This window comes from Pirellulales bacterium, assembly GCA_019694435.1.
Classification (GTDB): Bacteria; Planctomycetota; Planctomycetia; order Pirellulales; family JAEUIK01; genus JAIBBZ01.
This window is the reverse complement of sequence record JAIBBZ010000018.1, coordinates 46,625-68,660: the sequence shown is the minus strand read 5'-3', so window position 1 is coordinate 68,660 and position 22,036 is coordinate 46,625. Positions and strand designations below refer to the sequence as shown.

The 22,036-nt window shown below is 66.1% G+C and carries 15 protein-coding genes; 5 read left to right on the top strand and 10 right to left on the bottom strand.

Features of this window, described 5'->3' with window-relative positions; genetic code table 11:
* Positions 1–399: 399 nt before the first annotated feature.
* From metG to K1X74_14375, 4 genes are all read left to right on the top strand, one after another.
* Positions 400–2,025 (top strand): methionine--tRNA ligase, encoded by a 1,626-nt coding sequence (gene metG / locus K1X74_14390; GenBank protein ID MBX7167515.1) that lies wholly within the window; start codon positions 400–402, stop codon positions 2,023–2,025.
* 43 nt (positions 2,026–2,068) lie between these two features.
* On the top strand, positions 2,069–5,128 hold the full coding sequence (locus K1X74_14385; protein MBX7167514.1) for a hypothetical protein: 3,060 nt from the start codon (positions 2,069–2,071) through the stop codon (positions 5,126–5,128).
* Positions 5,129–5,255: 127 nt separating this feature from the next.
* Positions 5,256–6,221, top strand: a complete 966-nt coding sequence (locus tag K1X74_14380) for a hypothetical protein (GenBank protein MBX7167513.1) — start codon at positions 5,256–5,258, stop codon at positions 6,219–6,221.
* A 2-nt stretch (positions 6,222–6,223) separates the two neighbouring features.
* The gene (locus tag K1X74_14375) at positions 6,224–6,718 is read left to right on the top strand and encodes a histidine phosphatase family protein (GenBank protein MBX7167512.1); all 495 of its coding nucleotides are present in this window, start codon (positions 6,224–6,226) and stop codon (positions 6,716–6,718) included.
* A gap of 13 nt (positions 6,719–6,731) precedes the next feature.
* Here K1X74_14375 and K1X74_14370 read toward each other — a convergent pair whose 3' ends face one another.
* The 7 genes from K1X74_14370 to K1X74_14340 form a co-directional block, all read right to left on the bottom strand.
* A complete protein-coding gene (locus K1X74_14370) occupies positions 6,732–8,510 on the bottom strand; it encodes a tetratricopeptide repeat protein (GenBank protein MBX7167511.1) in 1,779 nt (592 codons plus the stop codon).
* Positions 8,511–8,683: 173 nt separating this feature from the next.
* Positions 8,684–9,520 (bottom strand): ABC transporter permease, encoded by an 837-nt coding sequence (locus K1X74_14365; GenBank protein ID MBX7167510.1) that lies wholly within the window; start codon positions 9,518–9,520, stop codon positions 8,684–8,686.
* Complete coding sequence (locus K1X74_14360) at positions 9,517–10,416, bottom strand: ABC transporter ATP-binding protein (protein MBX7167509.1); 900 nt, start codon at positions 10,414–10,416, stop codon at positions 9,517–9,519. Before K1X74_14360 ends, K1X74_14365 begins: the two co-directional genes overlap by 4 nt.
* Positions 10,417–10,509: 93 nt before the next feature.
* Positions 10,510–11,319: a sugar phosphate isomerase/epimerase gene (locus K1X74_14355; GenBank protein ID MBX7167508.1), complete on the bottom strand. Its 810-nt coding sequence runs from the start codon at positions 11,317–11,319 to the stop codon at positions 10,510–10,512.
* A 106-nt stretch (positions 11,320–11,425) separates the two neighbouring features.
* Positions 11,426–12,937 carry a hypothetical protein gene (locus K1X74_14350; protein MBX7167507.1) on the bottom strand — a complete coding sequence of 504 codons (1,512 nt, stop codon included), beginning with the start codon at positions 12,935–12,937 and terminating at the stop codon, positions 11,426–11,428.
* 18 nt (positions 12,938–12,955) lie between these two features.
* Entirely contained in the window at positions 12,956–15,418 is a 2,463-nt protein-coding gene (locus tag K1X74_14345) for a DUF1553 domain-containing protein (protein ID MBX7167506.1), read from the bottom strand.
* 61 nt (positions 15,419–15,479) lie between these two features.
* Entirely contained in the window at positions 15,480–16,886 is a 1,407-nt protein-coding gene (locus K1X74_14340; GenBank protein MBX7167505.1) for a hypothetical protein, read from the bottom strand.
* A gap of 93 nt (positions 16,887–16,979) precedes the next feature.
* On the opposite strand from K1X74_14340, the gene K1X74_14335 reads away from it, so the two are divergent.
* Complete coding sequence (locus K1X74_14335) at positions 16,980–17,360, top strand: hypothetical protein (GenBank protein MBX7167504.1); 381 nt, start codon at positions 16,980–16,982, stop codon at positions 17,358–17,360.
* Between the two features lie 282 nt (positions 17,361–17,642).
* Here the strand turns inward: K1X74_14335 and K1X74_14330 are convergent, their stop codons facing one another.
* The 3 genes from K1X74_14330 to K1X74_14320 form a co-directional block, all read right to left on the bottom strand.
* Positions 17,643–18,713, bottom strand: coding sequence for a DUF3466 family protein (locus K1X74_14330; protein MBX7167503.1), 1,071 nt, complete (start codon positions 18,711–18,713; stop codon positions 17,643–17,645).
* 474 nt (positions 18,714–19,187) lie between these two features.
* Entirely contained in the window at positions 19,188–20,741 is a 1,554-nt protein-coding gene (locus K1X74_14325; protein ID MBX7167502.1) for a sodium:proton antiporter, read from the bottom strand.
* A 308-nt stretch (positions 20,742–21,049) separates the two neighbouring features.
* Entirely contained in the window at positions 21,050–22,006 is a 957-nt protein-coding gene (locus tag K1X74_14320) for an ornithine cyclodeaminase family protein (GenBank protein MBX7167501.1), read from the bottom strand.
* Between the last annotated feature and the right edge of the window lie 30 nt (positions 22,007–22,036).

The following is a 22,036-nucleotide window of genomic DNA, read 5'->3' as shown; positions in this document are numbered from 1 at the left end:
CTGCCGCGTGTGGGTGGGCGTGGTTGTCCCCGAGCCGGGGCGTTCCGGTCGTCGAAAAGCGGGCCGTATGTTGCCGAGAAAATGTAATCGTTACAACGCCAATGTTGCCCGCCACGGGCTGCAAACCGACGACTTTCGCCGCGGGTTTTTCGCGGCCCAGGTACAGAATTCTTGTCGCCTGGCCGGCGCACTGCAGCAGCGGACAAGCCGCCCTGGGGCACATTGCATGCCGCGGCGCCGCGTTGCGGTGTGAACCCGCGACATTCGGCAGCGTCTTTTGAAGTAGACGCTAGCAGGCACCTGCGACCTGGTCCCGCATTCCCGCGGTGGCGGCCGCGCGGCTACAATTGGCCGCTTTCACCCGCTGTACGTCCCTGTTTCTTGCTCGATTGGCGGCACATGCTTCGCGGAACCTACTACCTGACCACCGCCATCGATTATCCGAACAGCCGTCCGCATATCGGTACGGCGTTCGAGAAGATCGGCGCAGACGTGCAAGCCCGCTATCGGCGCCAGCAGGGCTACGACGTGTTCTTCCTGATGGGGAACGACGAGAACACGGTCAAGGTGCTCGAGCGCGCCCAGCAGTTGGGACTCGAGCCGAAGCCGTATGTCGACGACATGGCCCGGCAGTTCCGCGACGTGTGGAACGCGCTCGACATCTCGTGCGACGACTTCATTCAGACCAGTGAAGAACGGCATCGCATCGGCTGCCAGAAATTCATCCAGCAGGTGTACGATCGCGGCGACATCTACCTGAAGAACTACGAGGCGCTCTACTGCGAGGGCTGCGAGGAGTTCAAGACCGAGCGCGACCTGAACGCCGAAGGACGCTGCACGAACCATCCGAATCGCGAATTGAAGCTGGTGCACGAAGAGAATTACTTTTTCAAGCTCTCCGCATACCAACAGCGGCTACTGGCCCTGTATGACGAGCGGCCCCATTTCATCCAGCCCGACTCGCGGCGCAACGAAGTGCTCAGTTTCGTCTCCAGCGGCCTGGAAGACGTGTCGATCAGCCGGCGGAATTTCACCTGGGGCATCGATATCCCCTGGGATCCGCAGCACAAGATTTACGTCTGGTTCGACGCGCTGCTCAACTACATCACCGGCATCGGCTATGGCACGGACGAGGCGGCTTTTGCCCGACGCTGGCCAGCCGACTGTCATTTTATCGGCAAGGACATTACGCGGTTTCATTGTGCCCTCTGGCCGGCCATGCTCTGGAGCGCCGGCCTGGAGCTTCCGCGCAGCGTGTTTGCCCACGGCTTCGTCTACATCAAGAACGAAGGCACCGACGAGGTGCAGAAGATCTCCAAGTCGCTGGGCAACGTCGTCGAGCCGATGGACATCCTGCGGAACTTCTCCAGCGAGGCGTTCCGGTACTACTTCATGCGCGAATGCCCCTTCGGCGGCGACGGCGAGTTCAGCTTCGCGCGGTTCGCGGCCAGCTACAACGCCGACCTGGCCAACAACCTCGGCAACCTGTTCAGCCGCACGATCAGCATGGCGCAGCGCTATTTCAACGGCACCCTGCCCGACTCGCGCCAGCTCGCGCCGGACGAGATCTTTGCCGGGATCGACCTGGCCGAGGTGGTGCGCGGCGTCCAGGCCGATATCGAGACGTGCCGCTACAGCGCCGCGCTCGAGGCCATCTGGCGCAAGGTGCTCGACACCGGCAACCGCTACATCGAAGAGCGGCAGCCGTGGAACCTGGCCAATCCAAAAAAACCCGAGTACGACCTCGCGGCCTGCGCGCGGGTCCTGGCCAACCTGGCCGAAGCCGTGCGCGTGGCGGCCATCTTGCTGCGCCCCTTCCTGCCGCGTTCGAGCGCCGCACTGTACGCGGGATTCAATTTCCCGATGCCGCTGGCCGACGCCACGTTCGAAACCATTACGGCCCGGCCGCCTTTGACGGCCGACCTGCAGGTCACGGCGCCGGTCAACGAGGCCGGCAAGATCGATCCGCTGTTTCCCAAGATCGAGGCCGAGCGGGCCCCCGACGCCGCCGCCAAGAAGTCCTGACGGAACGTCGGTCCTTTTCCATTTCTCACGCAGGTCGACCAGCATGACGCGAAGTCGCCGCCTGGGGCTGCCGCTGGCAGCACTGTTCTTGTTACACCGGATCGCCGCTGGGCAGATGCCCCCGGCGACCGACGTTGCTCCCGCTCAAGCCGATTTCACAGCCGCTGCCTGGCGCAGCGACGCACCCCTGCGTGACGTTTGTTTCATCGACGCGCAGCGCGGTTGGGCCGTCGGCGGGCAGGGGACCATCCTGGCCACACGTGACGGCGGCCAACATTGGCTGCTGTGCGCCTCGCCCACTGCGGCGACCTTGGAAAGCGTCGCGATGGTCGATGCCGCGAACGGCTGGGCGGCGGGCGGTGCCTATCGGCCCTTGTCGCGCGCCAGCGCCGCTGTGCTGCTGCGCACGCGCGACGGCGGACAGTCGTGGCAGCCGGAGAAGTGCCCGACTCTGCCGGCCTTGTCGCGCGTGCAAGGCTTCAATCGCCGTCAAGGCTGGGCCTTCGGCGAGCCGTCGGCCTTGCACCCCTCGGGGCTGTTCGCGACGGACGACGGCGCCGAGTCGTGGACGCCCCTGGCGACCAGCCGGTCAGTCTCCTGGCTGGTTGGCGATTTTGGCGACCCACTCTCGGGCATCGTCTGCGGCGATGACGGCACCTGGGGGCAGATCGGCGAACGCCGATTGCGGCTCGCCGAGCTCCCCTCGACGGGCGGCCGCCTCGTGCGCGCCGCGCACGTGACGCCACAAGGCGTCTGGCTCGTCGGCGAAGGTGGGCTCGTGCTGCACCTGCCCTCCGGTGAACAGCGCTGGGAGAATGTCGCCGCCGTGTTGCCCGCCGGCAGCCCACGATTCGATTGGCACGCTATCGCAACGTATGAAGAGCAAATCTGGATTGCCGGCACGCCGGGCACGCAGCTGCTGCATTCGAGCGATGCGGGGCACACCTGGAAATGGCAAGCGACCGGCCAGGCGCTGCCACTCGACGATCTGCATTTTGTCGACGCCCAGCGCGGCTGCGCGGTCGGCGCGCTGGGGACGATTCTGGGCACCACCGACGGGGGGCAATCCTGGCAACGCACACACTCCGGCGGCGCGCGCGTCGCGGTGTTGGCGATCGTTACTTCGCCCAGGGAAATCCCTTGGGAAGCCTTGGCGCAGCTCGCCGGCGACGATGGATACCTGGCGGCGATTCACGTCGTCACGCGTGAGCTTGCCGCAACGTGCGACGAGGCGCGGCTGTCCGCCGCGGCGCTGGCCAATGGCATCTCGGGCATCAGCACGAGCTGGCAGTTTCCGCGGCGCGAACCGTCGCTGGCGATCGGCGCTGAAGCCCATCGCGGCGTCTGGCGAGCGACCGCCGGACCGGATCCGGACAACGCGCTGCGCGACGAACTCGTACGCCTACTGCGCATGTGGCGGCCCGACGTCGTGCTCACTGGCGCGCCGACTGCCGATCCCGACGCGCTGGAAAACGCCATCTCGCAGGCCTGCCTCGCCGCGGTCGAAGCCGCCGGCGCGCAAGCCGATGACCCACTCGCCGCGATCGGCCTGGGGCCCTGGCAGGTGCAGCGCGTCTGGGGTCTGGCTCGAGATGGCGAGGGTGCCGGCATGGAACTCGCCACCGGCCAACTGTCGTTGCGATTGGGACACACGCTGCGCGAGCAAGCCGACGTGGCCCGACAACTGCTCGGCGACCGCACGAGGTCGCCGGCCTTGCAGCGGTTCAACCTGTTGACCGATCGCACGGCCGCGCGACGCGGCGGTGACTTGATGGCGGGCCTCGACTTGGCGCCCGGCGGCGAGGCCCGGCGCTCGCTGCCCCTGTCGATCGACGATGCCCAGGCATTACTTCGCGTGGCTCAGCGGACGCGCAATCTCGAGGCCCTGCTGGCCCAGCGGACGCGAGACGTTCGTGCCGGCGAGCAACTGCTGGCTCGTGCCGAGACACTGACCTCCGAGCTCGATCCGCGGCGCGCCGCGACGGTCCTATACCGATTGGGCGAAGAATACCACCACTCGGGCCGGTTCCCGTTGGCAGCCGAAGTCTACGAACTGCTGTTGCGCCGCTACCCAATGGACGATCATGCGGCCGCTGCGCGCCTGTGGCTCGTCCAATATGCGGCGAGCAGCGAGGCCGCCTGGCGCACCGAGCGGTTCGCCGCTCAGCCGGTTGCGCCTGTCGACTTTGCCGCGTTCGGCGCGCGGAGCAGCGAGTTCTTCCCCGACCGCGCGGCGGACCCGGCAGACGTGCAACCTGCTGCGGCCGTCGAAGCGCCGGGGCCTCAAGATCGGTTCCGCCGCGCGCTGGCGGCGGGCGAAACGCTCCGCGCGGTCGACGTCACGCTGGCCGCCTTGCCCGAGGTCGAGTTCCCGTTGGCCGCGGCGCGACGCGCCCTGGAACCTCGCACTCGTTCGGCGACGGGCGAAACGATGGGGGCCCTGTTTGCGGCCGATCCGCAGTGGTCCAGCTGCGCAGCCACGGAGACATTCTTGCGCGACCCGCACGGCCAGCCACCCAAACAGCTCGGCACGGCGCACCGTACCACGGAGAAACCCTACCTCGACGGCCAGCTGGACGATGCCGTCTGGCGCACGGCTGCTCCGCTCGCGCTCACGAGCACCCTCGGTGACGATGCAACCTGGCCGGCCGTGGCGCTGATCGCCTACGACGACGAATACCTCTACCTGGCGGCAAGCTGTCGCCGCGCGGATGGGGCCAGGTACGTCACGGCCTTGGGCCCTCGCAGTTACGACGACGATCTGGCCACGCACGATCGAGTCATCTGGACATTCGACGTCGACCGCGATTGGGTAACCGCGTATCAATTGGCGATCGATCATCGCGGTCATCCGCAGGAATCGTGCTGGGGTGACGACTCTTGGAATCCGCCTTGGTTCGTGGCCTCGCAACGCACCGAAACCACGTGGCAAATCGAAGCCGCGATTGCCTGGAACGAGTTGGTCGAAAAGCCTCCGGTGTCTGGCGACACCTGGGCGCTCGGCATCCAGCGCGTCGTGCCGGGCGTCGGCCTGCAAAGCTGGACGCAACCGGCCGCCGTCGTTCCGATCCTGCCGGCCGGTGGCTTGCTGCGCTTCGAATAGCGCCCCGCTCGCGAGTTCCATCGCCGTGCGGCTTGGCGCAGTCTCCCGGGCCGGTCTAATGGGCGGAGATTTGGCCTGGATGAGCGGTGCCTTTTCGGCCCCCCGCCATCGCGCGAGAGCTGCGAACATGTATTTGATCGGCACGGATGAAGCCGGCTTTGGGCCCAATTTCGGCCCCCTGGTCGTCGCGGCGACCGCGTGGGAAATCCCCGACCATTGCGCCGACGCTGGCCTGTACGAGTTGGCGCCGGGCGCGATCACTTCGGCGTTTCCGCCGCGCGGCGCGAGCGATCGGCGCGTCATCGTGGCCGATTCGAAGGCGCTCTACTCTCCTCAACGTGGTCTCGCGTCGATCGAACGCGGCGTGCTGGCCGCCTGCCGCGCAGCGGGCCTCGATCCGCAAACCTGGCAGGAGCTCTGGCCGTTGCTGGCACCCGACGACGCCGACGCGCTGGCGGCGCAGCCCGGGCACGACGACTATGACCGCGCTTTGCCCATGGCCGTCGACCCGGCACAGCTCGACGACGCGGCCGCGTGTCTCGAGCAGGGACTCGCGCAGGCCGGCGTTCGCTTGTGCGGCATTCGCGCGGCGGTGATCGATCCGCGCCGCTTCAACGAACTCGTTGCCCGGCGAGGGACCAAGGGCGCGGTGCTCTCGGAAGTCACGATCTGCCTAGCCCGGCAGTTGCTCGAGCGCTGCCCCACCGGTACGGTGCGCGCGCTTTGCGACAAGCACGGGGGGCGAAACCGCTATGCGGCCCTGCTGCAGGAGTTCGCCACCGATGCACCGATTGCGACGCTCGTCGAACGCGCCGAGTTGAGCCATTACCGCTGGCGGCAAGACGACCGGATGGTTGAATTCCGCTTTCGTCCGCGCGGCGAATGCGAGGCCCCCACGGCGCTGGCGTCGATGACGGCCAAGTACCTGCGCGAACTGGCGATGGAGGCCTTCAACGCGTTCTGGCAGCGACACGTGCCCGATCTGCGCCGGACGGCGGGCTATCCGACCGACGCCCGGCGGTTTCGCGCCGAGATTGCCGCGGCGCAAGCGGCCTTGGGGATCGACGATCACAGCTTGTGGAGGAACGTGTAATCGTGGCCCGACTGCTCTACATCGTGCGACATGCGTGGGCCGGCGAGTACGGCGATCCGCGCTGGCCCGACGATCGATTGCGTCCGCTGACCGACGAAGGCCGCGAACGCTTTGCGTGCGTCGCCAAGAAACTGGTCAAGAAACACGGCTTTGCCCCGGAGCTGATCGCCACGAGCCCACTGGTTCGTTGCCGGCAAACGGCCGACTTGCTGCTCGAGCGGCTCAAGCAGCCGCTGCCGCTGGTCGAGCTGGCCGCCCTGGAGCCCGGCTCGGATCTCGACGCGCTGGTGGCTTGGACCAATGCCCAGGAACAGACCGCGGTCGCTTGGGTAGGTCATGCGCCCGACGTGCTCGAACTGACCGCTGCGCTGACGGGGGCGGCCGAGCTCGAGAAGTTTCCCAAGGGGGCCACGGCGGCCATCGAATTCGACGACGCTGTGACGCTGGGCGAAGGACGGCTGCTGTGGCTGCTCACCGCCAAGAAGTTGGGCTGTTGAGCCTCGATCCGGCCTAGCGATCAGGCTCCGCGGACTTGGGCTGCTCGTCCTTGCCCGGCGCGTCGAGGGATTGGCCGTCGCTCGGCGCGGTGTCTCCCGCGGGAGGGCTTTCCGGCGACTTGCCTTCGGCCGTCGTCGTCTCGGCCGACGTCGTGGCCGGCGCTTCCTCGGCCGGGGTCTTGTCGTGCGACTGGTCTTCGACGGATTGCGTCTCGCGCCACGGTTTGCCTTCCAAGTAGTTGGCCTGCTCCTTGGAAATCTCGTCCTTGAGATCCTCATCGCCGGTGTCGAGCGCCTGCTGCACGTACTTCTTGGCATTTTCGAAATCGCCAGCCTCGGCGTAGGCGGCCGCCAGCGTGCTGAGGATGAAAGCCTTCTTGAACTCGGTCAGCTCGCAGGCCTTGGTGGCCAGCTCGATCGATTTCTTGCCGTCGCGCAGGGCGTCGTTCGGCGAGGTCGCCAGGACCCAGGCCAGGTTGTTCAGTAGCGTCGGGTTCTGGCCGTCGATTTCGACTGCCGCCCGGTAATCGGCCAACGCCTCTTCCTGACGGCCGAGCGACAGCAGCGCGTCGGCCCGGGTATGAAGCGCCAGGGCCAGTTTGGGCTGTTTCTCCAGCACCTGGGTCAACACGTCGATCGCGTCCTGCACGCGGCTGGCCGTCCGCAAGATCGACGCCTGCTGCAGCCGCACTTCGACGTCGTCGGGCAACTGCCGGGCAATCTCTTCCAGAATGTTCAACGATTCGTCGATCTTGCCCGCATTAGCGAGCATGCCCGCGCGAAACCGCAGGCCGCCGACGTTCCCCGGCTGCACCTGCAACAGTCGATCGATGTCCTTGGCCGCCTGTTCGTGCTTGCCGAGCATCTGCAGGCACGTCGCACGCAACAGGTAGGCCGCCGCGTTGCCGTTGTTGATCAACAGCGACTTGTCGAGCTCATCAACCGCCTGCTCCAGGTTGCCCCGCGACATCTGCACACGGGCGCGATGCAGATACGTGGCAAACATCCGCGGCTCGATCTCGAGCGCCCGATCGAACACGGCCATCGCATCGTCGACGCGGTTCAAGGCCAGCAGCGCGATGCCCTTGGCCTCGAGAATGCCCGCTTCGTCAGGCTGTTCGGCCAGGACGGCGTCGAAATCGGCCAGGGCCTTCTCCGCCTGGCCCAATTCGAGCAACACTCGACCGCGACGCTGCAAGGCGTCGACCAGTTGGCCGTCGATGGCCAAAGCGGCATCGAGATCGGCCAACTGCTTTTCGGGCGTCTCTTGCAGCGTGGCCCGGGTCGTCAAGATCTTGGCCTTGTCGGCGGGGTCTTCGGTGAGCTGTTCGGCTTGGTCGAGTGCGGCCAGCCCCTTGGCCCGATCGCCGCCCGGCAGCGCTTGCAGCCGGCCGACCAGGTATTGCGCCTCGCTTTGCTTGGGATCGATGGCCAGGAGCCGTTCCAGATCGGCCAGCGCCAGCTCGCGAATCTTGGGCAATTGCTGAATCCAGCGCGGATCGTTTTGGGCGCCCTTGATCGCGGTCTGGAAGATGGCCGTGGCCCGTTGCAACAGGCACGACGTGAGCAATTGATGGGCGAATTCGAGGTTATCTTTTTCGAGGCCTTGGTCGATCGCCTGTTGTGCAAGGTCGATCACCTCGCCCAATTCGGCAATGTTCGAGGCGCTGATCTTTTTTTCGATCGCCTTGTCGAGCGATTCCTGGCCAGGATCGTCGGCATAGGCCGCGGACGCGGCCGAGACCGACAACAACAAGACCGTTCCGAATATCCGCAACGTCCACCGGGTCATGGCGCGTCCTGACTTGAACTGAGGCTAGGCGTGGCTGCCGAGACCGGCCCCCGCTCGGCATAGCTGCGGTTATTATGGACCTTTCGTCCGCCGCTGGCTATGCAGCCTCACCCCCCGCCGGGATTCCCGCGACGCGTCGGCGTGCGGCCCCCTCCATCGCCGCCGCTCAGGCATCAGAGCGGCGCAGGCACGTCGCGGCGGGTGAACACGGCCAACGCGGCGACGAAGCCCGCCAGGCCGATCCCCGCGAGTATGGCGTTGTACTGCCCGGCGGCGGCCCAGGCCTCGGCCGGCGCGCGTTGCCAGGTCGTCACCAACACTTGCGGCTCGTAAGCGCCAAGAAACGACAGGTAGCGCAGCCACTTCAAGGCAGGCACCGACTTGCTCATCACTTCCATGACCAGCGAGATGATGTAAAAGCCGCCCATGATTCCGATCGTGCGCCAACGATAGCTGTCCCAGCTCGACAAGAACGTGCACACTCCGGCGACGAACAAGATCAGCGCGAACAGGTTGGTCGCCGCGATCAGGTAGGGCACCGGCGAGAGGTTTTCGCCCAGGCTCACCGTGAGGATGCCGGCCGTCGTACCCAACCAGGCAACGCACGACAACAGCACGGCCCCGCAAAGCGTGATGATCGAAGGCACGATGAGAATCTGCGCTCGCCGTAGCGGCTGTGCCAGCAGCATTTCCATCGTCCCCCGGTTGATTTCGCCGGCGACGACGTCGGAGCCGCGCGCGATACCCCAGATGGCCGCGACGACCAGCACGACCGGATCGATGTAGGCCAGCGCGATCCGCCCGGCCACCGTCGCGACTTCGTCGATCGATACGCCGATCAAACCGGTCATCTCGGGAGGCAGGGCCCGCAGAAAGGTGTGCAGCGCTTTCAGCTCGACCTTGCTCGTGATCCACACGAAGATCCAGTTGAATACGAACATCAACAGGATCAGGCTGCCCAGCAGCAGCCGGGCCTCGATCAGCCCCTTGGTCCACAATGCACGGTTCATGCGACGCTCTCGGCCGCGAAGTTGTGATAGCGATCGTAAATCGCCTGCAATCCGACCGGCTCGATCTGGACCTCATCCATCGGCAGCGTCGCCAGCCATCCGAGCAGCGGCCGCAATTCGCCGGGCGTTTCGATCGTCAGCCGGCCGCCGGGCCCCGTTTCCACGTGCAGGCCTTCGGCCAGATTCTCCGGCGGCGGCGGCAAGGCGCCGGTCAATCGCGCGCGAATCCGGTGTTGCCTGCGCAACTGCGAAATGACCTGCGTGTGCACGAGCTGGCCGAAACGCAGAATCGCCACACGGTCGCACACCTGCTCGGTCTCCGACAGCACGTGCGACGAGAAGATCACGGTCCGCCCCGCGGCCTTGGCCTCGGCCACGAGCAAGAGCACCTCGCTGCGCACGCTGGGGTCGAGATTGGCGGTTGGTTCATCGAGGATCACCAGCGCGCAGTCGCTGGCCAACACCGCGGCCAGGGCCAGCTTTTGCCGCATGCCGGTCGAACAGTTGGCCACTTGCCGCGACAGGTCGAGTTTGAGCCGCTCGGCCATGGCCACGGCCCGGTGGTAGTCGGTACCGGGCCGCACCTGGGCAAAAAAACGCAGCACGTCGGTGCCCCGCATTTGGGGAAACAACCGCGCGTCGCCGGGTAGATATGCGGTACGTTCGTGCACAGCCACGCTGTCGTGGTAGCAGTCCAAGCCGTCGATCCAGGCATGTCCCGACGTGGGCTGCAGAAAGCCTAGCAGGAGGCGAATCAGCGTGGTCTTGCCCGAGCCGTTGGGCCCGAGCAAGCCGTACACTTCGCCGGCCTGCACGTCGAGGCTGCAGTCGACCAGGGCGGTCAACGAGCCGTAGCGCTTCGTCAGCGCCTCGGTGAGCACAAACGGCTTTGCCATGTCTTCTCGGTTCGCGGTCACTTGGCCCCGTCGTTTCGGGGGCGGTCGGCTGCGCGTGGTGAATCAACCCGAGTCCCTCGGATTGAACCTGCTCTAGCCGACGCTCGCTTTCATCTTTTCCAAGCCGATGCGGGCCACTTCGCGCAGGTCCTGGGCCCAGTAGCTCGGATTGAACAACTCGAGCGAGAGCACCCAGTGCCAGTTCTTGGCCCGCAGCTTCTCGGCCACTTGCTTGATCGGGTAGATGCCATCGCCGGGATAGACGCGGTGCGAGTCGGTCTGCTGCTCGCGGGGAGGTTCGGCTGGGCAATCGTTCCAATGAAACACGGATAGATGATCGGCCGGAATCGAATCGAGCGTCTCGAGCCGCGAACCGCCGCGAAACATGTGCCAGATGTCGGGCGTGATGGTGCCCTCGGCGCGAGCCGCGCCAGCGCAAATCGCCCAGGCATCCTCGAGCGTATTGATCCCGTCGACGAAGCCCAGGAACTCGACCGAGGCCGGCACGCCGCGGTCGACACTCACGTCGAGCAACTGGCCATAGCGCTTCACGGCCAACTCCAACGGCACTACCTCGCGCGGCGGCCCGGCCACGATGCGCTTGACGCCCAATTCGCGGGCCGTGTCGAGCCGGCGCTTGGCCGCCTCGAGAGCTTGTTGAAACTTCACCTCGTCGGGCTCGCACCAGTCGCGCAGCGAGATCATGCTGGGACGCATCAGGCCCGCATCGTCGAGCGCCTTGCGGACGTCGGCCACGGCGTGGCCCTCGGCGACGTATTTCTCGACGTCGTTGATCCACAGCTCGATCGCGTCGTAGCCCGCCGCGGCGGTCATGCGGATCTTGTCCAGCAACCCGGCGGGCTGGATCGTGCTAGTGTTCAGACCGAAGAAGAATTCGCGCATGCGGCCGGCCGGTGCATGAGTGCTATCAGGGGTCGCGGAACTTGCCGTGCATTGTTGGGTGTCGCCGCCGGCTTGACAAGCCGCGACTAATGACCGCATCGTCCGCTCACGGAGCGCGGGTGGGAGCACCGGTTGACAACAGGCGATAGTACCCGGTATCGCGAATGAGCCACATACGATCCAGGGTGCCGCGGTCGAGGTGAAACCGCGCGGACCACTGTGCATGATCCGGGCGCGGCGAGACGATCGCGAAGAGGCGCGGGAGCGCCGCGGGCGTTGCCACGCGCTGCTCCGGCACGCCGGCTCGATTCAAATAATAGACCAGGTTGGTCTGGTCCTCGTCCGTGAAATAGATCGCGTAGTCTCGATCTGCCTGCGCTCCGGCGAGCTCTCCGGCCAGCGCCGTTACCACGTCGCGGGGCCGGTAGTTGGCCGCGTAATAGTTGTAATAGCCGTCCTGGGCAAAGCCCCGCCGACACGCTGCGGCCAGCCGCGACGGATAGAGCCAAACCGCCGGCAGCAGCAACACCAGCGGCACGGCAACCGCCACCACAGGGACGACGGTCGACGCCGCGCGCGGCCAGCGCCGCTCGACGAAGCCGGCCAAGCCCGAGAGCGGCGCGGCCACGAGCACTGCCAGCACCGGCAACAGCGGAGTGAAGTTGCGTTCGAACGGCGTGGTGCGCGCGACCATGCAAGCCGCCCAGGGCAATAGGACCGCAGCCGCCAGGCCCAGGTAGGCACCGATCTCCGACGGTCGCCGGCGCAGTGGCCGCAGCCACCACGGCAACAACAGCGCCGCGCAAATTGCCAGCGGCCAACTATCGTGTCCCGCGGCCCAGAAGAAGCGGCCCGCCAGCCGCAGCACCGCCTCGGGCTTGGCAGACGGTGCGTCGCGCGAATGTTCGAGAAGCTGTTGCCACACCGGCGCATAACAGGCCAGGCCCAACGCCAGGCCTCCGCCCCAGACCGCCGCGGCGGACGCGGCGCTCCGCCAGCCGGCTCGCGACAGCACCAAGGCACCGGCCGCGGCACCGAGGGCCGCGACGAACAAGGCATTTGTCGGAATCGTGTACACGGCCGCCGCCGCGAGCAGAACCACGAGCACGCGTCGCAATCGCGACGAGTCGGGAGCGCCGACGGCCAAGAGCGCAAGCGCCGCCACGAGCGCCATCGACAGCCCATAGCCGCGTACCTGCATGACGTGGACCAGGAACATCAACGTCAGGCCCAAGAGCGACGTCGCCAGGAGTGCCGCCGCGCGCCCGGCGACGCGCAGCCCGAGCCGATAGACGAGCACGAGCGTCGCGACTGCACACGCGAGCGAAGGCACCCGCAGCCAAGGCTCGACGAGCGAGACGCGCGTCCAGGGCGCGAGGCAAAGCGTGTACAGAACGTGATTGTTGGGCGCGGAGTAGTCGCGGACGATTTCAGCGGCCGGCCGCGAGGCGTAAAACACGATCGTGTGGATTTCGTCGTGCCACAGATCGAGTTCGAGTTTGCCGGCGCACAAGATCAGCGGCACCGCCGCGGCGACCAGCCACCAGGCGCGCCCGGAACTGGCCCCGCCGGGCCGAGCGACGGGCCCTGCTTCGACGGGCCCTGCTTCTTCGCGCATGGCGCGCCGCTCGCGTTGCTAGTGATTGAACAAGAACGCCGGGCTGTTGATCAGGGCCCACGCCAGGTCTTGCGCGCCTTCCAGCCGGCTGGGTGCCTCGCCGATCGCCTGCACGCCGGTTGCCACCTCGTCCGGCCGCGCGTGCCGGCACAAGATCGATACGAACAGCGCGTCGACGACCGCCGCGTTGTCGTTTTGGGACTGCACGATGGTCGTGATGCGATTGTTCGGATCGGCAATCGCGTCGGCGATGATCGGACCGTTGACCAAGGTCAACGCCTGGCCCAGCACCACGCCCGAGGCGCGTTCGCACTCGCAGGCGCTTTCGCGCGGCGGCTTGCCGAACACGTCGAGAAATCCGCCGGGCAGCTCGACGGCCGAGTCGGGCAGTTGTGCCGCGCGGAAGCCGTTGGGCACGCCGGGCAGCTTGCGTTGCGTGCCCGTGGCCACCTGAATCGCGTCGTAGAGTGTCTCGGCCGACAGCCGTCGGGCCAGCGCATGCGAATAGTTGATCTCGTCGTCGTCGTTCCAGGCGTTCGTCGCGACCGCGTGCTGGTAAACACGCGACTTGCAGATCAGCCGGATCAAGTGCTGCACGTCGAAGCCGTGGGCGACAAACTCGCCCGTCAGCCGGTGCAGCAACTCGGGATTGCTCGGCGGGTTACCGGCGCGAATATCGTCGACCGGCTCGATCAGCCCCACGCCGAGCAGATAGCTCCAAATGCGGTTCACGAAGCTGGTGGCGAAATACTGGTTCTGCGGCGAGATCACCCAGTGGGCAAACTGCTCGCGGCGACTGGCCGTGGCCGGCAACACGTCGTCGTGCGCGTAGGGAAACGACGGCGGCACCACCTGGCCCGAGAGCGGATTGGTCATCTCACCGGAGTGCACGTCGAAGATCACTTCTTCGTCCTGGACGTTGCCGGGCTTGCGGCCGACCTGCACGAAATACGCCGCCAGGTCGTAATACTGCTTCTGCGTCCAGCGTTCGAACGGGTGATCGTGACACTTGTTGCAGTTGAACCGCACGCCGAGGAACAACTGCGTCGAGTTTTCCATCGCGGCGTCGGCTTCGCGCAGCGTGCGCAAATAGGCGCTGGGCGGGTTCTCAAACGTCGAGCCGCTGGCCGTCAGCACCTGGTAGGCGAACTGGTCGTAGGGCACGTTGGCGGCGATCGCCTCGCGAATCCAGTTGCGCAGGGCCCACGCCCCCTTCACGCTCAGGAACTTGCGGTTGACCATCAGCAGGTCCGACCACTTGTTGGTCCAATGCTCGACGTAATCGGCGCTGCCGACCAGCCGGTCGACCAGCGCGTCGCGCTTCTCGCGGCTCGGGCGGGCGTCGCTCAAGAACTCCTGCAGCACCTCGGGAGCGGGCGGGATGCCCGTCACGTCGAGATACACGCGCCGCGCGAAGTCTTCGTCGCTGCAAACTTCGGACGGCTGCACCTTGATCCGCTTGAGCTTGTCGTAGACGAGCGTGTCGACCCAGGTGTACTCGGGCGTTTCCTGCCAGACGAACTGTTCGCGGTCGCCCATCACCGTGACGATGGTCGAGGCATAGGCCCCTTCATACCGGGCCAGCACCGCTGCCTCGCCGCGGCGCACGGCCGTGGCCAGGCCCGTCGCGTCGACGTCGAGCTTTTCGGTCAGGCTGCTGGCGACAAAGGCCTCGGCCGTGACGTCGCGCACGCGCCCGTCGCTGTACGTCGCCAGCACGCGCATCTGCTGGCTCATGCCCGGCAGCGCGATCATCGGGTTCTGTGGGGCCAGCTCGATCCGGGCCACCCGCGGCGCGCCCTGGTCGAGCTTCACGCCTTGGGCGATCCAGGCGCGCAGAATTTCGTAATGCGGTTCGCCTTCGTGCATCTTCACGCCGCCGACGTGCGGCACCCCGCCGGCCGGCTTCAGCAACATCAGGCTCTGCTCGGGCACGGCCCGATTGAATCGCCGCCCGGCGAGGTCGTCGGTCAGCGCGCGATGGTCGTACACCGGGTCATAGCCGCGCAGGCTCATCTTGAAACCGTTCTTGCCGTCCTTCGCGCCGTGGCAGGTGCCGGCATTGCAGCCCAGCTTCGACATGGCCGGCATCACGTCCTGCACGAAGCTGACCGTGTAGGCTGCCTGCGTCCCGGCGACGGTGACCGGCACCCCAATCTCCAGACCGGCCAGCCGCAAGCGCAACTCGCCCGCGCCGTCGTGCGCCGGACGCACCAGCCCGCGCTCCGAGACGGTGACCAACTCGGCGGGCGCGGCCTGCACGTCGACCATTCGCGTCACGTCGAGCCGCTGGCCGTTGGTCAACTCGCCGAACACCAGCAGTTGGGCGTAGTCGTAGCGGTTGCCAAGCTGGATCGACGCCGGTTGCACGTCGAGCCGCACGACCGCCGCTCCCTCGGGCAAATTCTCTTTGGCGCCTGCCAGGCCCGGACTGCAGATCGCCGCCGCGGCAAGCAACCAGAACCACGAGCGGTGCAACATCACTTCACATCCGTTGTTGGGTTGAATCATTTATTGCGACGCGCTCGCGGGTGCGGCGCGATCAGGGTCCCGCGACGGCCGGCGTCTGCGGTACGGGCAAAAATTCGAGCACGAGCGATCCCGTCTCCGCATCGCTCAACCGCACGCGGCCGTCGAAGCCCGCCGTAGCAACGACCTTACCGTCGGGCCGAAACGCCACGGTGTAAACCGGGCTGGTCACGCCTTCGAGCCGCGCGAGCAGCTTGCCGTCGTCGGTCTGGTAGACGCGGGCCTCGCCGGCGCCGTCGAGGCTGGCGCCCACGACGAACCTGCTGCCGTCGGCGTTGAACTCGTCGGCGAAAATCCGGCCGGGTAAGGCCTCGAACGCGCGAATCAAGTTGTAGTCGTCGCCGATCCGCCGCTCCATCGTGCGATACATCTGGTACAGCTTCGGCACGCCGTCGGCACCGCCAATCAACAGTTCGTCCTTGCCCGGCCGGCGATCGACCGTTTGCAGCCCGCCCTTGAGGGCCCCGGGCGTGATGCTCGTGATGTTGTCGACGAACCGCTCGGTCGCGACCTCGGTGAGTTTCATCGACATGTCCCGGCTCACCGAAACCAGGTGCGACGCATCGTTGGAAAACACGGTGTCGAGCACCCAGTCGTTGTGGGCGCCCTGGTACAGCACCTGCTTGCCGCTGGCCGCATCGAGCGCGCGGAGCGTGTTGTCGCCGCAGCCAAAGGCGATCTTGGTCCCGTCGGGCGACCAGCTCACGCCGTAGACCGAATCGAACGTGACCTGGACCGAGTGTTGCAGCTCACGCTTGGCGACGTCCCAGATCTGGATCTCGCCAAACCGCCCCGGCGACCCGCCGCTGACGGCCAGCCGCGTGCCGTCGGGCGAAAACGCCAGCGACTCGATGCGCACCGCCAAACCCACCAGCCGGGCCACGAGCTCGCTGCCGTCGGCCTTGTGCAACAACACCTCGTGATAGCCGGAAACCGCCAGCAAGGTGCCGTCGGGCGAGAAGTCGATCGCCGTGATCACCGGGGGCAGCGTGTACACGGGCGGATGGGCCGCATCGACCGCATCGCGGGCCAAGGCCGGGGTGTCGTCTACGGCGCCGGCTGCAATCCAGCGGCGCAGCAAGTCGACCTCGGCCGGCGCGAGCGGATCGGCGCCCTTGGGCATGGCCGGTTTCTCGCCCTCGGCGGCGGTCACCTGGGCGATCAGTTCGCTCTCATCCGGATTTCCCGGCACCACGCCCGGCTGGTCGGTGTCGCCGGGCCGCAGCAGCGCCTCGACCGATGTGACGACCGCGCCGCCCTGCGGCCGGGCCGGCTGATGGCAACCCTGGCATTTGACCTGCAACAGCGGCCGCACCTCGCGCCAATAGCTGACCGGGGCCGGCTCGTCCCCCGCGGCTGGCGCGGCGGCAAGAACCAGCCAGGCGACCGCCGACAAAGCCAGGCAAGAAGCATTCTTCATGGGGGCTCGCTACTCGTGCGGCAAACGCGGAGACCACGATCCAGGAGGGAGCAACCGGGCAGCCTCCGGCCGGCCACGGCGCCAATCCAAATCTTGGCAGATCGCCGGGGGTCGCTCAAGGATTTTCACCTTCCGGCCCTGCTCGCGTTGGTCTTTTCGGGCCAGTTGGCCCGGATTCGCGAGCTGGCCCTGCTGCAGCGGCGGGCCGAGGCGCATTCGGACGAACTGAAAGAGCCGCTGGAATTTACCCGCGGCCAGCCGCCGCATGCCACGACGACCCGCCGCGCGTTGGCAGGCTGCGCGCTGCCCGATTTTTCCCAGGCCTTATTGCCGTGGATGCAGGGGATGGCGTCGGCCGACACGCCGCTGGTGGCCGCCGTCAACGGCAAGACACGCCGCCAAGGCGTCGCCCCGAACGGCATACGGGCGCAATTGCAGTGCCAACAACGGTTCCTGGAACCTTTTCTGCTTTGAACTTCTTGGGATTGGAGCGATGTGCGTAGGGCGCCAGCGCCGCGCAACCGATCCGATAGGCCACTGCCAGCAACCGCTTCGGACTCTTGGAAGTCGTACTCATCCAAGCGTGCTACGCACGCCGAGCCGCTAGCGGATGAAGCTACCGGCGGGTTTTCTACGGAGCAGGTCGTAGTGGATTTCACAGCGACTTGTTATCCACGGCAACCGCAGCATCTCGGCGAGCGTGCATTCCCGAGTCGGAAGTTATGCAATCGCGTCTTGCATGATCGTTGAGACGACCTACGGAAGTGCGACGGTATTCTGCGAGAAAGCCCTTGCGGTTGTGCGAAGGACCATTCCGACTACCAAAGCAGCAAGGATGGCCATCGCCTGGGTTAAGCTGCTGGCTTCCGGCACCGGCACTAGGATTACGGCCCTCAGTTCTCCGTCAATCATTGCTTGCCCAGTAATCCATCCATTGTCATTCACTCCATTCGCAGAAACAACCGCCCAGTCTTCAAAGCCCGGGGCCAGCGAGTCGGTGAGGTTCACGAGTCCGTCTGCTTGATTCCAGCTAAATCCGCCGGTGCCCTCGGAGATACCGACGAACAGATTGAGCGAGTTCAGGCCGAGCGCTTCGGAGAACGCGTCGGTGATATTGAGTTTTCCGAAGGACAGGAAGGTGGAGTCATTGGCGTTATAGAGCCCGGCGATTCCGTTTTCAGAGCCTGCGACGAAGCTATTGTCATTGATATCATTTGGGAGAAAGAGACCCAGGTCGGTGTATGCAACATTGCTAATGCTGGAAATATACCCAGTTGTTCCATCCACTCGTCCAACAACTGAGTCAGCATCGTTAATTGCATACCCTTGAGTATTGTCGGTAACAAAGTAGGGTGTTGCGGTATTGATGTTTGACCAGGTGGTTGTCGTGTCGAAGGAGTCCATCACCGTCCCAATTGTCCTATTGGAAAAATCATTAATTCCCCGTGCATCGCTTGGGCCAGCATTTAATCCCACCATTCCGAGGCCAAGTTGCCATTTGAAGGCCCGCCCGTCTGATTGCCCTACGACGATTCTGTCATCATTGAGGTCACGGCCAACGCTGCTTCCGCCAGCAAGTGTGCCCAGATCCAAGAACCCATTAGATTGCGTGTAGATGAAGGCGTGGTCCGCGCCCCCGGAAGTGCGATAAACGCCGGTGACATCGCCGTGAGAGTTGATGGCGTAAGCGTTACTGTTAGGGCCTGCTACGGGCACCACGGTGTAGATAGGTCCTGCAAGTGCAGTAGAGCCAATCGGGAACAGACAAAGAACGAGCAGTTGGCGGGCATGAATTGGTCGCGCGAGCGTCCGAACCTGTGGTTTCATGAGGCTGAACTCCGAGCGAAGAAACGAGCGAAGAAACGGGGACGGGTCCAATTTACGAATCCGAGGGCGAAGCCTTGCGCGGGCGGCCGGGCGCGCGGAGCGTGGCTTGGAGCCCAAGGGCGGCGGCGGTCGACGCGATCCATGACGTGCTGCCGTAGGGTGTGCCACGCTGCACGCTTCGCCGCAGCGCGTCCAACTCGGCGTCGGTGTGCGCCGTGTTGACGTGTTCGCGCAAGCGACGCGGGCGGGGAACCGGCCAACTCGACAGCCAGGCCTTCTGCTCGGCGGCACCGCGCTCGCGAACCCACCCGGTGCGGCACGCGCGGTTCTTGGCATGGCCTTGATCGTAACCACGATACAGAGACCAAGCAAGAATTGGACCCGTCCCCCGTTTCTCCGTCGTTTCTCCGTTCCGGTGAGAGTCAAACAGCATCACCAGGTGGGAGAGAAAGAGGGAAGACCCGCCATGCGCGGCTAGCGCGCACGGGCCCAATCGGGTAGCCCAGCCCAGGTAATTCCCAGCGCCGGGCCCCCTAGCAGGTAGATCGCAGCGACGATCAGCAAAATTCCGGCCCAGTTGAGCACGAAACCGGTCACCAGCATGTCGCGAAGGCGCACGTAACCCGAGCCGTAGACGATCGCGTTGGGCGGGGTGCCGGCCGGCAGCATGAAGGCACTGCTCGCCGCGATCGTGGCGGTCACCATGAGCAGCCGGGGATCGCAATCCAGGTTCTGCGCGACGCTCGCCAGAATGGGCAGGCTCATCGTGGTACACGCCAGGTTGCTGGCCAATTCGGAGAAGAACGTCATCCCCGTGGCGGTTGCCGCGCACATCGCCAGCGGCGACGCACCGGCCAACTGCCGGCCAAACCAGCGCCCCAGGTGGGCATCCAAACCGCTCGACGACAGCCCTTCGGCCAGGGCCAGCCCGCCGCCAAACAGCAGCAGCACGCCCCAGGGCACGCGCTGCGCCAGGTGCCAATCGGCCAGGGCGGGCCCGCGCCATCCCGACCGGGGAACGACGAAACACACCAGCGCCATCGCGATGGCCACGGTCGAATCGTCGACCGGCAGCGTCGGCCGCGAAGCCAGGTTGCGCAAGGCCGGCGCCCAGCCAAAGCCTGCGACCGGCTGGCGAAAGATCCACAGCAGGGCCGTGATGACGAAGATCGCCGCGATGCGCACCTCGGCCGGCGTCCAAGGGCCCAGCGACCTGCGTTCGGCGGCGATGTATTCCTTTTCGCCGAGCAAGTTGCTCCCGCCCAGGGGGAGCAGCAACCTGGTCATGAGCAGCCAGGACACGATCAACATCACCCCGGCCAGCGGCGCGGCCAAGAGCATCCAGCCGCCAAACGACAGCTCCGGCCCCTGGGGGAATTCCTGCGTGTAGATCTGCTTGAGGGCCAGGTTCGGCGGCGTGCCGATCAAGGTGCCGTAGCCGCCAATGCTTGCGGCGTAGGCGATCGCCAGCAGCACGGCAGCGCCGAAGTTCCGGCCGGCCTGCGGGTCGGCCGATTGACACCGCGCGCGGTCGGCCAGGCTCACGGCCAACGGCAGCATGACGAGCGTCGTGGCCGTGTTGCTCATCCACATCGACATCGCACCCGTGGCCAGCATGACTCCCAGAACGACGCGAGCCGGGCTGTCGCCGATCACGGCGATGACATTCAGGGCGAGACGGCGCTGCAGCCCCGTTTCTTCGGCCGCCAGGGCAATCAGGAAGCCACCCAGGTAGAGATAGATCAGGCTGTCGCCGTAACAGGCGGCTACAGCCTTGGCCGGTAAAATCGACAGCGCCGGAAGCAGCGCCAAAGGCAACAGGCCCGTGGCAGCCGGGGCCACGGCCTCGGTGAGCCACCAGATGGCCATCCAGACGGCCACGGCCGCCATGGCATTCAGTTCGGGCCGGGCCTCGTCGAGCGCCCACCCGGCGCTGGGTCCCCCGAACAAGGCAGCGGCAGCGAGGGGCCCCAAGACCAGGCCCGCCGTGGCGATCAGACCGCGCGAAGTGGCCGCTGCTTCGCTCAAGGCGTGGGCCTCCGCGGCGCCTGCCGCGAGCTTACTTGCCCGGGATCTTTTGCGCCTTGCCGCACTTCTTGCAGCGGGTTCGCTGGTTATTCAGCATCGAACCACATTTGGCACAGCGGCGGCTCTTGCGTTGCAGGACAAGTTTGGTGCGCGGTCGCGAACGCATGGCAGGCTCAATCCGAGCTAAGACTCAATGACTGTATCGAGCGAGCGTCCGCAGGCGCAGCCCACTCTTGGCGAAACGCAACATGATAAACGATCTCCCGGTGATGCACCAGGAGTCATTCCGGATGCGATCAGCAGCCCGCTCAGATCGGCAGTTCGGTGCCTTGGCCTGTTTCGAGGGCCCGGCGGTAACACCAGGCCGCAACGACGACGTCTTCGATGGCCAGGCCGACGCTCTTGAACAACACGATGCTGTCACGCGTGCGGCGTCCCACGGCCTGGCCGGAAACGACCGCCGCCAGGTCGACGGCGCGTTTCCAGTCGAACAAGCCGCGTTCGAGCGCGCTGCGAAAGTCGCCGGCCTCGTGCCGGCAGGCCTCGACGCTGTCGCAGACGACGTTGTCGGCCAGCCGCACCACGTCGGCATCGATCTCGGCGCGGCTCTGCCAATTGGCCCCCACCGCGCAGACCAGCGTCCCTTCGGCCAGGTCTTTGCCGTCGAACACCGGCTCGCGGCTGGTGGTCGCCGTGATCACGATCGGCAGTTCGCTCGCGGCTTCCTGCGGCCGATCGACCGGCACCACCTCGATATCGAGCCGCTGCGACATCCGCGCGCAGAATTCCGTGCGCCGCTCGTCGTTGCGCGAATAGACGAAGGCGCGCTTGATTCCCCGGGCCACGCAGGCCGCCGCAAGCTGCGATTCGGCCTGCCAGCCTGCGCCGAACACCCCCACCTCGGCCGCATCGGCCAGGGCCAGGTGCGAGATCGCCACGCCGGTCGTGGCGCCGGTGCGAATCTGGCCGAGCAGGTCCGCTTCGAGGAGCGACAGCAGTTGGCCGCTCGCCAGGTCGTAGAGCCCGACGAGAAACCGCGCGCCGTTTTTCGTCGTGCTATACGCCTTCCAACCGGCGACGCCGAGGTAGGGCACCGCGGCGCTCATCGTGTGCAGCGCAAAGCCGCTGACCACGGCCCGGTCGCGCGGCACGTTGACAGCCTCGCCCGCGTCCCAGCGGCGGAAGGCATCGTCGAGCAGGTCAATTGCCCGGCGCACGTCGAGCAATTGTTCGACGTCTCGTTCCCGCAACAACAATGCACACATAGCGATCCTCGCCGAAGCCGTGCCCGCAGT

Excerpts from the sequence above, each read along its gene's own strand:
- K1X74_14380 (MBX7167513.1), top strand. The coding sequence starts at position 5,256 with ATGTATTTGATCGGCACGGATGAAGCCGGCTTTGGGCCCAATTTCGGC.
- K1X74_14345 (MBX7167506.1), bottom strand. The coding sequence starts at position 15,418 with ATGTTGCACCGCTCGTGGTTCTGGTTGCTTGCCGCGGCGGCGATCTGC.
- K1X74_14320 (MBX7167501.1), bottom strand. The coding sequence starts at position 22,006 with ATGTGTGCATTGTTGTTGCGGGAACGAGACGTCGAACAATTGCTCGAC.
- K1X74_14330 (MBX7167503.1), bottom strand. The coding sequence starts at position 18,713 with ATGAAACCACAGGTTCGGACGCTCGCGCGACCAATTCATGCCCGCCAA.
- K1X74_14365 (MBX7167510.1), bottom strand. The coding sequence starts at position 9,520 with ATGAACCGTGCATTGTGGACCAAGGGGCTGATCGAGGCCCGGCTGCTG.
- K1X74_14385 (MBX7167514.1), top strand. The coding sequence starts at position 2,069 with ATGACGCGAAGTCGCCGCCTGGGGCTGCCGCTGGCAGCACTGTTCTTG.
- K1X74_14370 (MBX7167511.1), bottom strand. The coding sequence starts at position 8,510 with ATGACCCGGTGGACGTTGCGGATATTCGGAACGGTCTTGTTGTTGTCG.
- K1X74_14355 (MBX7167508.1), bottom strand. The coding sequence starts at position 11,319 with ATGCGCGAATTCTTCTTCGGTCTGAACACTAGCACGATCCAGCCCGCC.
- K1X74_14360 (MBX7167509.1), bottom strand. The coding sequence starts at position 10,416 with ATGGCAAAGCCGTTTGTGCTCACCGAGGCGCTGACGAAGCGCTACGGC.
- metG (MBX7167515.1), top strand. The coding sequence starts at position 400 with ATGCTTCGCGGAACCTACTACCTGACCACCGCCATCGATTATCCGAAC.
- K1X74_14340 (MBX7167505.1), bottom strand. The coding sequence starts at position 16,886 with ATGAAGAATGCTTCTTGCCTGGCTTTGTCGGCGGTCGCCTGGCTGGTT.
- K1X74_14350 (MBX7167507.1), bottom strand. The coding sequence starts at position 12,937 with ATGCGCGAAGAAGCAGGGCCCGTCGAAGCAGGGCCCGTCGCTCGGCCC.